Genomic DNA, 13,013 nt, shown 5'->3' on the forward strand with positions numbered 1-13,013 from the left:
TGCTTAAGATTTGACTAAATACTAGTAAAAAGGGCATCATTTGATGCCCTTTTTCTGCGTTGTATTGTGTGTTGTTTTGCATTTTTAGAAAATACACAGTACAGCGCAGATGAATCAACGAAATTGTTGGTTTATGGAATGAAGATACTAGGCTATATTAAGTCTGGTTAACAATTTCTATCAAGTGATAGAAGTAAATTATGGTTATGTCACAGGTTGGTTTATGAAAACAAATACTGAGACAACAGAAACTTCAGGCGCAGCTGATACAGTAAAATGGTTACTTGTTTTAGCTCTATTATCTGCTGCTGTTGTTGGTAATTACTTACTAGCTGATTTATCTGTTGTTATTCGAGCTGCCGGTGTGGTTGCATTAATTGCTGCTGCTGGTGGTATTGCTGCTTTCACAGCAAAAGGTCAAACTGCAATTGCATTTGCTCGTGAATCAAGAATGGAAGTTAGAAAGGTTATTTGGCCTACACGCCAAGAAACAACACAAACAACTTTCATTGTTCTAGCTGTATGTATCGTAATGGCTCTGATTTTATGGGGTATTGATGGTATTATGGTCAGACTAATTGGCTTAATCACAGGTGTTTGAGGATAAGTGATCATGAGTGAAGCTCCAAAGAAACGTTGGTATGTAGTTCAAGCCTTTTCAGGTTTTGAAGGTCGTGTATCTCAATCGCTACGCGAACATATTAAAATGCATAACATGGAAGAGTTATTTGGTGAAGTGCTAGTACCAACTGAAGAAGTGGTAGAAATGCGTGCTGGCCAACGTCGTAAAAGCGAACGTAAATTTTTCCCTGGTTACGTTTTAGTGCAAATGATCATGAATGATGAATCATGGCACTTAGTACGTAGTATTCCACGTGTAATGGGGTTCATTGGTGGTACTTCGGATCGCCCTGCGCCAATTACAGACAAAGAAGCTGATGCTATCTTAAATCGTCTTGAGCAAGCGAGCGAAGCTCCTCGTCCTAAGACATTATTTGAAGCTGGTGAAGTGGTACGTGTTACAGAAGGCCCATTTGCTGACTTTAATGGTACTGTTGAAGAAGTAGACTACGAGAAGAGTCGAATCAAAGTTTCTGTTTCTATTTTTGGTCGTGCAACTCCTGTTGAACTTGAGTTTAGCCAAGTAGAAAAAAACTGATCGAAAAATCAGCAAAACTATTGTAAAGCGCGCGAATTATTACTATAATTTCGCGCGTTTTTGTTAACGGGGAGCTAATCCAGTTGGATGGCGTTTGAACCCAAAATTAGGAAATATTATGGCTAAGAAAGTTGAAGCTTATATCAAACTGCAAGTTGCAGCAGGTATGGCGAACCCAAGTCCACCAGTTGGTCCTGCTCTAGGTCAACACGGTGTGAACATCATGGAATTCTGTAAAGCGTTTAACGCAAGAACAGAATCTGTTGAGAAAGGTCTACCGATCCCAGTTGTTATCTCTGTATACAACGACCGTTCTTTCACATTTGTAACTAAGACTCCACCAGCAGCAGTTCTTCTTAAGAAAGCTGCAGGCGTTAAGTCTGGTTCAGGTCGTCCAAATACTGAGAAAGTTGGTACTGTTACTGACGCTCAGTTACAAGAGATCGCAGAAACTAAAGCTGCGGACATGACTGGTGCTGACATTGAAGCTATGAAGCGTTCAATTGCTGGTACTGCTCGTTCAATGGGTCTAGTGGTAGAGGGTTAATAGAATGGCTAAACTTACTAAGCGTATGCGTAATATCCGCGAAAAAGTGGAAGTTACTAAAGACTACGAAATCAACGAAGCTGTTGCTCTTTTAAAAGAACTAGCTACTGCTAAATTCAATGAAAGCGTTGACGTTGCTGTTAATCTTGGCATTGATGCACGTAAATCAGATCAAAACGTACGTGGTGCAACTGTACTACCTCACGGTACTGGTCGTGACATCCGTGTTGCTGTGTTCACTCAAGGTGCAAACGCAGAAGCAGCTAAAGAAGCTGGCGCTGATCTAGTAGGCATGGAAGATCTTGCTGAGCTAGTTAAGAAAGGCGAAATGAACTTTGACGTTGTTGTTGCTTCTCCTGATGCAATGCGCGTTGTTGGTCAACTAGGTACTATCCTAGGTCCTCGCGGTCTTATGCCAAACCCTAAAGTTGGTACTGTAACTCCTAACGTTGCTGAAGCAGTTAAAAATGCTAAAGCTGGTCAGGTTCGTTACCGTAACGACAAAAACGGCATCATCCATACTACTATCGGTAAAGTGGATTTTGATGCTGCTCAACTTAAAGAGAACCTAGAAGCTCTTTTAGTTGCACTTAAGAAAGCAAAACCAACTTCAGCGAAAGGTACTTTCCTGAAGAAGGTAAGCATCTCAACTACAATGGGTGCTGGCGTATCTCTAGATCAAGCGACTTTAGATACTGCTACAAACTAATTTGCAAAAGTGTAGAATTAATGTATAATTCTGCGCTTATCAAATTTATGGTTGGGGCTGTTTAATTTTATATTAAATAGTCTCCGTCCAAGACCGTAGGTGCTCGCAAGAGCTTAATAAAGCCTGCGTAGACGGTGCCCGAACTAAAAGCTAGTTTTTTAAATTGGTTTTCTGGGAATGCATCGTAATTACTCTCCTACAATTTTGTAGTGAGTGGTGTAATCACAACCAGAGGTTAATCCAAATGGCTTTAAATCTTCAAGACAAAAAAGCAATTGTTGCTGAAGTCAACGAAGCAGCCAGTGGTGCACTTTCTGCAGTTGTAGCTGATTCTCGTGGCGTTGCTGTTGGCGCGATGACTTCTCTACGTAAACAAGCGCGTGAAGCGGGTGTTTACATGAGAGTTGTTCGTAACACTTTAGCACGTCGTGCAGTAGAAGGTACTCAGTACGAGTGTCTACAAGACACATTTACTGGCCCATCTCTACTTGCATTCTCTAATGAGCACCCAGGTGCTGCAGCACGTCTTTTTAAAGACTTTGCTAAAGAGAATAAAAACTTCGAGATCAAAGCTGCTGCATTTGAAGGCGTAGTTACTGATGCTGATGTACTAGCGACACTACCAACTTACGACGAAGCTATCGCACGCTTAATGATGTGCATGAAAGAAGCTTCTGCTGCTAAACTGGTACGTACTATCGCTGCTGTTCGTGATCAAAAAGAAGAAGCTGCGGCATAAGCCCTGCTTTATTTGATTACAAAATAAATTATTGTTGACTTAAAAGAGAATTGTTATGTCTATTACTAACGAGCAAATCCTAGACGCAGTTGCAGAAATGTCTGTAATGCAAGTTGTTGAGCTTATCGAAGCTATGGAAGAAAAATTTGGTGTTTCTGCTGCTGCTGCAGTAGTTGCAGGTGGCGCAGCTGCGGGCGACGCTGCTGAAGAGCAAACTGAATTTGACGTTATCCTAACTTCTGCTGGCGCAAACAAAGTATCTGTAATCAAAGCAGTACGTGGCGCTACAGGTCTTGGCCTGAAAGAAGCTAAAGGTCTTGTAGACTCAGCTCCAGCACCTCTAAAAGAAGGCGTTGACAAAGCTGAAGCTGAAGCTCTTAAAGCTCAGTTAGAAGAAGCTGGTGCTTCTGTTGAAATCAAGTAATTATTACTTAGTTTCATAGCCTAACGGCTAATGGCTGGTGGTTTATTAACCACCGGCCTTTTTGCGCTGTAGGGTTTAGGGTAATTTCACACTGTTTAAAGTCCCTATATCCGAGCAAAAAACATAATTTCAATCAGAGATTATGTCCTACAGAAAACAGTGTTATTAGTCACTGTCCCAACCTTTCGAAGGCGGACGGTTCGGGTCACTTATCAGCGAGCTGAGGAACCCCATGGTTTACTCTTATACAGAGAAAAAGCGCATCCGTAAGGATTTTGGTAAGCGTCCACAAGTGTTGGACATACCATACTTGCTATCGATCCAGCTTGATTCTTTTACTAAGTTTATCGAGCAAGATCCTGAAGGGCAATACGGTCTTGAGGCTGCTTTCCGTTCTGTTTTTCCAATTCAGAGCTACAATGGCAACTCTAAGCTAGAATACGTTAGCTACAATCTCCGTGAACCAGAATTTGACGTGAAAGAATGTCAAATCCGCGGTGTTACATATTCTGCACCACTACGTGTTAAATTACGTCTAGTTGTGTACGATAAAGACGCACCTGCAGGCACGGTAAAAGACATTAAAGAACAAGAAGTCTACATGGGCGAAATTCCGCTTATGACAGACAATGGTACTTTTGTAATCAATGGTACTGAAAGGGTTATCGTATCCCAGCTGCACCGCAGCCCAGGTGTCTTCTTCGACAGCGATAAGGGTAAAACCCATTCATCTGGTAAAGTTCTTTATAACGCACGTGTAATTCCTTACCGTGGTTCATGGTTAGATTTCGAATTTGATCCTAAGGATAACTTATTCGTACGTATCGACCGTCGTCGTAAATTACCAGCAACGATCATCTTACGTGCACTTCGCAAGACAACAGAAGAGATCTTAGATCTATTCTTCGATAAAGTTGTATTTGAAGTGAAAGATCAAACGCTAATGATGGAATTACTTCCTGAGCGTTTACGTGGTGAGACTGCAACATTTGATATTGAGTCGAACGGCAAAGTTTATGTTGAAGCCGGCCGTCGTATTACTGCGCGTCATATTCGTCAATTGACGAAAGACGAAGTAAATTATATCGAAGTACCAGTAGATTATATCGTAGGTAAAGTGGCTTCTCACGATTATGTGAATGAAGACACAGGTGAGATCATTGTTGCAGCTAACCAAGAGTTTAGCTTAGAAGATCTTGCTAATTTATCTCAAGCTGGCCATAAAAAGATCGAAGTATTATTTACGAATGATCTTGATCATGGTGCATATATTTCTGACACATTACGTGCAGATTCAACGGTTGACCGTTTATCGGCTCTTGTTGAAATCTACAGAATGATGCGCCCAGGCGAGCCACCAACAAAAGAAGCTGCTGAAGCATTATTTGAAAGCCTATTCTTCTCTGAAGATCGCTATGACTTATCGACTGTTGGTCGTATGAAGTTTAATAGTTCAATTGGCCGTGATAATGACGAAGGCGTTGGCATTCTTGATGAGACAGATATCATCGAGGTTATGCGTAAACTGATCGATATTCGTAACGGTAAAGGCGAGGTTGATGATATCGATCACCTTGGTAACCGTCGTATTCGTTCTGTTGGCGAAATGGCAGAAAACCAATTCCGTGTTGGTTTAGTTCGTGTAGAACGTGCTGTTCGTGAGCGTTTAAGTCTCGGTGACCTTGATGCAATTATGCCTCAAGATCTTATCAATGCTAAGCCGATTTCAGCTGCAGTTAAAGAATTCTTTGGCTCTTCACAGCTGTCTCAGTTTATGGACCAGAATAACCCATTGTCAGAAGTTACGCATAAGCGTCGTATTTCTGCATTAGGTCCTGGCGGTCTAACTCGTGAGCGTGCTGGTTTCGAAGTTCGTGACGTACACGCGACTCACTACGGTCGCCTATGTCCAATCGAAACACCTGAAGGTCCAAACATCGGTCTAATTAACTCATTATCAGCATTCGCACAATGTAACGAGTATGGTTTCCTAGAAACTCCATACCGTCGAGTTGTTGATGGTGTTGTTACTGAAGATGTTGATTACCTATCTGCTATCGAGGAAGGTACTTTTGTTATCGCACAGGCGAATGCCGTGTTGACAGAAGAAGGTACTTTTGCTGATGAATTAATCATCGCTCGTCAGAAAGGTGAATCTGGACTGCACCCACGTGAACACATCCAATATATGGATGTCGCGACAAACCAAGTTGTATCTGTAGCTGCATCGCTTATCCCGTTCCTAGAACACGATGATGCGAACCGTGCCTTAATGGGTGCGAACATGCAACGTCAAGCTGTTCCTACACTAAGAGCTGATAAGCCTTTAGTTGGTACTGGTATTGAACGTAATGTAGCTGTTGACTCAGGTGTAACTGCTGTTGCTAAACGTGGTGGTATGGTTCAGTCAGTAGATGCTTCTCGTATCGTTATTAAAGTGAACGAAGAAGAATTGGTACCTGGCGAAGCTGGTATCGATATCTACAACTTAACTAAATACACTCGTTCTAACCAAAATACGTGTATCAACCAACGTCCTACAGTACTTCCTGGTGAACCTGTAACTCGTGGTGATGTACTTGCTGATGGTCCTTCAACGGATCTTGGTGAGCTTGCACTTGGTCAGAACATGCGTATCGCGTTCATGCCTTGGAATGGTTATAACTTCGAGGATTCAATCCTTGTATCTGAGCGTGTAGTTCAGGAAGACCGTTTCACGACAATCCATATTCAAGAACTATCTTGTGTGGCTCGTGATACTAAACTTGGTTCAGAAGAGATCACTGCAGATATCCCTAACGTAGGTGAAGCTGCACTGTCTAAACTTGATGAATCAGGTATTGTTTACATTGGTGCTGAAGTGAAGGGTGGTGACATCCTAGTTGGTAAAGTAACGCCTAAAGGTGAAACTCAACTGACTCCTGAAGAGAAGCTACTACGAGCGATCTTCGGTGAAAAAGCATCTGATGTTAAAGATTCTTCTCTACGTGTACCAAACTCTGTTTCAGGTACTATCATTGATGTACAAGTATTTACTCGTGATGGTGTTGAAAAAGACAAACGTGCTCTAGAAATCGAACAAATGCAGCTTAAAGAAGCTAAGAAAGACATCACTGAAGAATTCCAGATTCTTGAAGGTGGCTTATTAGCGCGTGTTCGCACACTTCTACTTGCTGCAGGTACTTCTGAAGTTAAGCTTGATGCGATGGATCGTAAGCAGTGGTTAGAAATCACTCTTGATGATGAATCACAACAAAATCAACTTGAGCAGCTTGCTGAGCAATATGATGAGCTTAAAGCAGAGTTCGATAAGAAATTCGAAACTAAACGTCGTAAGATCACTCAAGGTGATGATCTTGCTCCGGGTGTACTGAAGATCGTTAAAGTTTACCTAGCGGTAAAACGTCGTATTCAGCCTGGTGATAAGATGGCGGGTCGTCACGGTAACAAGGGTGTAATCTCTAAGATTAACCCTGTTGAAGACATGCCTTATGATGAAAAAGGTCAACCAGTAGATATCGTACTGAACCCACTGGGTGTACCTTCTCGTATGAACATCGGTCAAATCCTTGAAGTTCATATGGGTCTTGCTGCGAAAGGTGTTGGTGATAAACTTAACCAAATGCTTAAAGAGCAACAAGAACTGCATAAGTTCCGTAACTTCTTACAAAAAGTATACGATCTTGGTGAAACTCGCCAAGAAGTAGACATCGCTGCACTGTCTGATGACGAAGTTCGTACATTAGTTAAGAACTTACGCGGTGGTTTACCAATCGCAACACCAATTTTTGATGGTGCTCCAGAATCATCAATTAAAGAACTATTACAACTTGTTGATCTACCAGTCTCTGGTCAGTTGAAACTGTTTGATGGTCGTACTGGTGATGCATTTGAGCGTCCTGTAACTGTTGGTTACATGTACATGCTAAAACTAAACCACTTAGTTGATGACAAGATGCACGCACGTTCTACCGGCTCTTACAGCCTTGTAACTCAGCAACCACTTGGTGGTAAAGCTCAGTTCGGTGGCCAGCGTTTCGGTGAGATGGAAGTATGGGCACTTGAAGCATATGGTGCTGCATATACTCTACAAGAAATGCTAACAGTTAAGTCGGATGACGTGAACGGTCGTACTAAGATGTATAAAAACATCGTAGATGGCGATCATCGTATGGAACCTGGTATGCCGGAATCATTCAACGTATTGTTGAAAGAAATCCGCTCACTTGGTATCAACATCGAGTTAGAAGACGAAGAATAATCTCATTGAGATTGTCCGGTAGAATATAAGGCGCTCGCCGAGCGCCTTTTTTCTCCTTACAGGAGCCGAATGTGAAAGACTTATTAAAGTTTCTGAAAGCACAACATAAGACTGAAGAATTTGATGCAATCAAAATCGGTCTTGCTTCACCTGACCAAATTCGTTCATGGTCTTTTGGTGAAGTTAAAAAGCCAGAAACAATCAACTATCGTACCTTTAAGCCAGAACGTGACGGTCTTTTCTGTGCACGTATCTTTGGCCCAGTTAAAGACTACGAGTGCTTATGTGGTAAATATAAACGCCTGAAGCACCGTGGTGTTATCTGTGAAAAATGTGGCGTAGAAGTAACGCAAACTAAAGTTCGTCGTGATCGTATGGGCCACATCGAATTAGCGTCTCCAGTTGCGCACATCTGGTTCCTGAAGTCACTGCCGTCTCGTATTGGTTTGTTAATGGACATTCCACTACGTGATATTGAGCGTGTACTTTATTTTGAATCATATGTGGTTACTGAGCCAGGTATGACGGATCTTGAGCGTAGCCAACTTCTTTCAGAAGAAGAGTACCTTGATAAGCTAGAAGAATTCGGTGACGAATTCATCGCTAAGATGGGTGCTGAAGCAATTAAAGATTTACTTGCTTCTATGGATATGCACGCTGAGATTGAAAATATGCGTGAAGAGTTAGAAACTACTAACTCTGAAACAAAACGTAAAAAATTGACTAAGCGTCTGAAACTAGTAGAAGCGTTTGTTCAATCTGGTAATAACCCAGAATGGATGATCCTTACTGTACTACCAGTTCTTCCGCCAGATCTTCGTCCTCTAGTACCACTAGATGGCGGTCGTTTTGCTACGTCGGATCTAAATGACTTATACCGTCGTGTGATCAACCGTAACAACCGTTTGAAGCGTCTTTTAGACCTAGCAGCACCAGACATCATCGTACGTAACGAAAAACGTATGCTGCAAGAGTCTGTTGATGCGCTGCTTGATAACGGTCGTCGTGGTCGTGCGATCACAGGTTCTAATAAGCGTCCTCTGAAATCTCTTGCCGATATGATCAAGGGTAAACAAGGTCGTTTCCGTCAGAACTTGCTTGGTAAACGTGTAGACTACTCTGGTCGTTCTGTAATTACAGTAGGTCCAACGCTTCGTCTACATCAGTGCGGTCTTCCTAAGAAGATGGCACTTGAACTATTTAAGCCATTTATCTATAGCAAATTAGAAGGCCGTGGTCTTGCTACGACAATCAAAGCTGCTAAGAAAATGGTAGAGCGTGAAGAAGCGATCGTTTGGGATATCCTAGATGACGTAATTCGTGAACACCCAGTATTGCTTAACCGTGCACCAACACTTCACCGTCTTGGTATTCAAGCGTTTGAACCAGTACTAATCGAAGGTAAAGCGATTCAGCTTCACCCACTAGTGTGTGCGGCATATAACGCCGACTTCGATGGTGACCAGATGGCGGTACACGTACCTCTAACTCTGGAAGCTCAATTAGAAGCACGTACCCTAATGATGTCGACAAACAACATTCTGTCGCCAGCATCAGGTGACCCAATCATCGTACCTTCTCAGGACGTTGTATTAGGTCTGTACTACATGACACGTGAAAAAATTAACGCGAAAGGCGAAGGCATGTACCTTGAAGGTTTTGCTGAAGCTGAAAAAGCATACCGTACAGGTGTTGCTGAGCTACATGCTCGCGTTAAAGTTCGTATCACTGAAGTTATTCGTGATGAGAACGGTATTGAGACTCGTGAAACTAAACTGGTTGATACGACTGTTGGTCGTGCAATGCTATGGCAGATCGTTCCAGAAGGTCTTCCTTACAGCATCATTAACCAGAAGTTAGGTAAGAAGCAAATCTCTAACCTACTAAACGAAGCGTACCGTACTCTTGGCCTTAAAGACACAGTAGTGTTTGCTGACCAAATTATGTACACAGGTTTCGCATACGCAGCATTATCAGGTGCGTCTGTTGGTATCGATGACATGGTTATCCCTGATGCTAAGTACACGAAAGTTGCTGATGCAGAAGAAGAAGTTAAGCAAATTCAAGAGCAGTACCAATCTGGCCTTGTAACTGCGGGCGAGCGTTACAACAAAGTTATCGATATCTGGGCAGCAACAAACGAACAAGTTGCTAAAGAGATGATGGATAACCTGTCTTCAGAAACTGTGCTTAACCGCGATGGTGAAGAAGAGCAACAAGAATCGTTTAACAGCGTTTACATGATGGCCGATTCCGGTGCTCGTGGTTCTGCAGCTCAGATTCGTCAGCTAGCGGGTATGCGTGGTCTGATGGCTAAACCAGATGGTTCAATCATCGAAACACCGATCACGGCGAACTTCCGTGAAGGTCTAAACGTAAACCAATACTTCATCTCAACGCACGGTGCGCGTAAAGGTCTTGCCGATACAGCACTTAAAACAGCGAACTCAGGTTACCTGACTCGTCGTTTAGTAGACGTTGCACAAGATGTGGTTGTTCACTTAGATGACTGTGGTACATACGAAGGTGTGACCATGACTCCTCTAATTGAAGGTGGTGATGTTAAAGAGCCTCTACACGAACGTGTTCTAGGTCGTGTTGTTGCTGAAGATGTATTGAAACCTGGTACTGATGAAGTTCTTCTACCACGTAACACGCTTCTTGATGAGAAGCAGTGTCAAGTTGTTGAAGAAAACTCAGTTGACCAAATTAAAGTACGTTCAGTAGTAAGCTGTGAAGCTGACTTCGGTTGTTGTGCAAACTGTTACGGTCGTGACCTTGCTCGTGGCCACATGGTTAACCAAGGTGAGTCAGTTGGTGTTATCGCTGCTCAATCAATCGGTGAACCTGGTACACAGCTAACGATGCGTACGTTCCACATCGGTGGTGCGGCATCTACGGCAGCAGCAGACAACAGCATTCAAGTTAAAACGACTGGTTCGATTAAACTTCATAATGCTAAGCACGTAACAAATGGCGAAGGCAACTTAGTTATTACGTCTCGTGCATCTGAACTAACAGTTATTGATGAGCATGGCCGTACAAAAGAGAGCTACAAGCTGTCTTACGGTACCGTTCTTTCTAAGAAAGATGGTGATGCAGTTAACCAAGGCGATAAGATCGCATCTTGGGACCCGCATACAATGCCAATCATCACAGAAGTACAAGGTCAAGTTCAATTCGTGGACATGATTGATGGTGTGACAATTACAACTCAAACTGATGAGTTAACTGGTCTATCTTCAATCGTTATCCTTGATGCGGCTGAGCGAGCTTCTGCTGGTAAAGACATGCGTCCAACAGTGAAACTTGTTGATGCGAATGGTCGTGACATCATGATCCCTGGCACTGAAATGCCAGCACAATACTTCCTACCAGGTAAGGCGATCGTTAACCTTGCTGATGGCGGTAACGTAGGTATCGGTGAAACACTAGCTCGTATTCCTCAAGCTTCAAGTGGTACTAAAGATATTACCGGTGGTCTTCCACGCGTTGCGGACTTATTTGAAGCTCGCAAACCTAAAGAGCCAGCAATTCTTGCTGAGCACGCAGGTATTGTTGCGTTTGGTAAAGAAACTAAAGGTAAAGTACGCTTATTGATCACTCGTGACGATAACGGCGAAGTTTATGAAGAAATGATTCATAAACACCGTCAACTTAACATCTTTGATGGTGATAAAGTTGAACGTGGCGACGTTATTTCTGATGGTCCAGAAACTCCACATGATATCTTACGTTTACGTGGTATCCATGCAGTGACTGAATACATCACTAACGAAGTTCAAGAAGTTTACCGCTTACAAGGCGTTAAGATTAACGATAAGCACATTGAGACTATCGTTCGTCAAATGCTACGTAAGTGTACGATTACACATTCTGGTGATTCTACTTTCCTTGAAGGTGAGCAATTAGAATTCGCTAACGTAACGATTGCAAACCGTCAGCTTGAAGCTGAAGGCAAGCAACCTGCACGTTTCGAGCGTGATCTACTAGGTATTACTAAAGCGTCTCTTGCTACTGAGTCGTTCATCTCTGCTGCATCGTTCCAAGAAACGACGCGCGTACTTACTGAAGCAGCTGTTTCTGGTAAGCGTGATGAGCTACGTGGTCTGAAAGAAAACGTAATCGTTGGTCGTCTAATTCCAGCGGGTACAGGTTTCGCATACCACCAAGAACGTCAAAAGCAAAAAGCTGTGGAGCAAGAAGGTCCATCAGCTGAGCAAGCGACTGATAACTTAGCGGCACTATTAAATGCTGGTTTCTCTTCTGAAGAGTAATTAATTTAATAAACGCAAATAAAAAGCCCTGCAGAAATGCAGGGCTTTTTTATAATTTAATTTCTAATTTTAGTGTGATTTGGTCTGTATAATCACCGGCTCTTTTGATCTTAGTGTCATCTTTAATTGTTAAATATAACGGCGTTTGATTTTTTCCGTAGCGATTAATATTTTTAAATACATGGATTTTTTGTTCTTCAGATGGAATGAATTTCTGATTTTTAATTTTAATTTCATACGCAACTTTAGATGATGGAGATGAAGTGTGTTGCAATGAACCATTTTCAGAAGTAACAATTAAATTTGTAAGTGCATTACTGTAAGTAATAAGTCTAACCTTTTTCTGCTTCCCCTTCTTTAGTGCTTTAAAATCAACATTGTACGTCAAATATTTATTGTTAATTTTAGCTCCAGTAATGCTTAGTTCGGCCATAGGTTCAACATCATAAGTAAGGCTAATATCTTTATTTTTTAGAACCTTCTTTTCTTTGTTTATGGCTGATAATTCTAAATTCTGAAAGTATTCACCCGGTGTAATTTTATATGGGTGTGGAACTTTAGCCCAGAGTCTAGTTGTAATTCCTAACTCTAAGGGCAGTATAAATGTTCCATTTGTCTTTTTTGATAAAAGTGACATTGAGTGATTATATAATGTTGTTTGAAATGCTTTTTGATAGCCTTTGAATTGAAATCTATTAATAGGCTTTATTTTAATGAAATCAATACAATGATTTGTCCCCTTCTTAAACGTAATCGTTAGTGGGATATATACATAGTTTTTTTCTGTCTTGATTTGTTTTAATGCCTGTTGTTGTATTGACCATTCTACTTCGCACTGGCCATATGCAATAAATGAGATAAAAAACAATATCATAAAAATTATCGTTTTCATGTTTT

9 protein-coding genes are annotated in these 13,013 nt (G+C 41.8%); 8 read left to right on the plus strand and 1 reads right to left on the minus strand.

Annotated elements, in window-relative coordinates:
• Window positions 1-223: 223 nt before the first annotated feature.
• The 8 genes from secE (at window position 224) to rpoC (ending at window position 12,116) form a co-directional block, all read left to right on the plus strand.
• Window positions 224-601 (plus strand): preprotein translocase subunit SecE, encoded by a 378-nt coding sequence (gene secE / locus PVK71_RS04125; protein WP_274419561.1) that lies wholly within the window; start codon window positions 224-226, stop codon window positions 599-601.
• A gap of 12 nt (window positions 602-613) precedes the next feature.
• Window positions 614-1,159, plus strand: a complete 546-nt coding sequence (gene nusG, locus PVK71_RS04130) for a transcription termination/antitermination protein NusG (RefSeq protein ID WP_130043787.1) — start codon at window positions 614-616, stop codon at window positions 1,157-1,159.
• Window positions 1,160-1,277: 118 nt separating this feature from the next.
• Complete coding sequence (gene rplK, locus PVK71_RS04135; RefSeq protein ID WP_130043788.1) at window positions 1,278-1,706, plus strand: 50S ribosomal protein L11; 429 nt, start codon at window positions 1,278-1,280, stop codon at window positions 1,704-1,706.
• Between the two features lie 4 nt (window positions 1,707-1,710).
• On the plus strand, window positions 1,711-2,415 hold the full coding sequence (gene rplA, locus PVK71_RS04140) for a 50S ribosomal protein L1 (protein ID WP_130049333.1): 705 nt from the start codon (window positions 1,711-1,713) through the stop codon (window positions 2,413-2,415).
• A 244-nt stretch (window positions 2,416-2,659) separates the two neighbouring features.
• Window positions 2,660-3,154 (plus strand): 50S ribosomal protein L10, encoded by a 495-nt coding sequence (gene rplJ, locus PVK71_RS04145; protein WP_130043790.1) that lies wholly within the window; start codon window positions 2,660-2,662, stop codon window positions 3,152-3,154.
• A gap of 55 nt (window positions 3,155-3,209) precedes the next feature.
• The gene (gene rplL, locus PVK71_RS04150; protein ID WP_130049331.1) at window positions 3,210-3,578 is read left to right on the plus strand and encodes a 50S ribosomal protein L7/L12; all 369 of its coding nucleotides are present in this window, start codon (window positions 3,210-3,212) and stop codon (window positions 3,576-3,578) included.
• A gap of 232 nt (window positions 3,579-3,810) precedes the next feature.
• On the plus strand, window positions 3,811-7,839 hold the full coding sequence (gene rpoB / locus PVK71_RS04155; RefSeq protein ID WP_274419560.1) for a DNA-directed RNA polymerase subunit beta: 4,029 nt from the start codon (window positions 3,811-3,813) through the stop codon (window positions 7,837-7,839).
• A 71-nt stretch (window positions 7,840-7,910) separates the two neighbouring features.
• Window positions 7,911-12,116 carry a DNA-directed RNA polymerase subunit beta' gene (gene rpoC / locus PVK71_RS04160; RefSeq protein WP_130088045.1) on the plus strand — a complete coding sequence of 1,402 codons (4,206 nt, stop codon included), beginning with the start codon at window positions 7,911-7,913 and terminating at the stop codon, window positions 12,114-12,116.
• Between the two features lie 49 nt (window positions 12,117-12,165).
• On the opposite strand, the gene PVK71_RS04165 is transcribed toward rpoC, so the two are convergent.
• Window positions 12,166-13,008 (minus strand): hypothetical protein, encoded by an 843-nt coding sequence (locus PVK71_RS04165; protein WP_274419559.1) that lies wholly within the window; start codon window positions 13,006-13,008, stop codon window positions 12,166-12,168.
• Window positions 13,009-13,013 lie beyond the last annotated feature (5 nt).

Source organism: Aliivibrio sp. S4MY1 (assembly GCF_028765545.1).
Lineage (GTDB): Bacteria > Pseudomonadota > Gammaproteobacteria > Enterobacterales > Vibrionaceae > Aliivibrio.

Excerpts from the sequence above, each read along its gene's own strand:
- secE (WP_274419561.1), top strand. The coding sequence starts at position 224 with ATGAAAACAAATACTGAGACAACAGAAACTTCAGGCGCAGCTGATACA.
- nusG (WP_130043787.1), top strand. The coding sequence starts at position 614 with ATGAGTGAAGCTCCAAAGAAACGTTGGTATGTAGTTCAAGCCTTTTCA.
- rplK (WP_130043788.1), top strand. The coding sequence starts at position 1,278 with ATGGCTAAGAAAGTTGAAGCTTATATCAAACTGCAAGTTGCAGCAGGT.
- rplA (WP_130049333.1), top strand. The coding sequence starts at position 1,711 with ATGGCTAAACTTACTAAGCGTATGCGTAATATCCGCGAAAAAGTGGAA.
- rplJ (WP_130043790.1), top strand. The coding sequence starts at position 2,660 with ATGGCTTTAAATCTTCAAGACAAAAAAGCAATTGTTGCTGAAGTCAAC.
- rplL (WP_130049331.1), top strand. The coding sequence starts at position 3,210 with ATGTCTATTACTAACGAGCAAATCCTAGACGCAGTTGCAGAAATGTCT.
- rpoB (WP_274419560.1), top strand. The coding sequence starts at position 3,811 with ATGGTTTACTCTTATACAGAGAAAAAGCGCATCCGTAAGGATTTTGGT.
- PVK71_RS04165 (WP_274419559.1), bottom strand. The coding sequence starts at position 13,008 with ATGAAAACGATAATTTTTATGATATTGTTTTTTATCTCATTTATTGCA.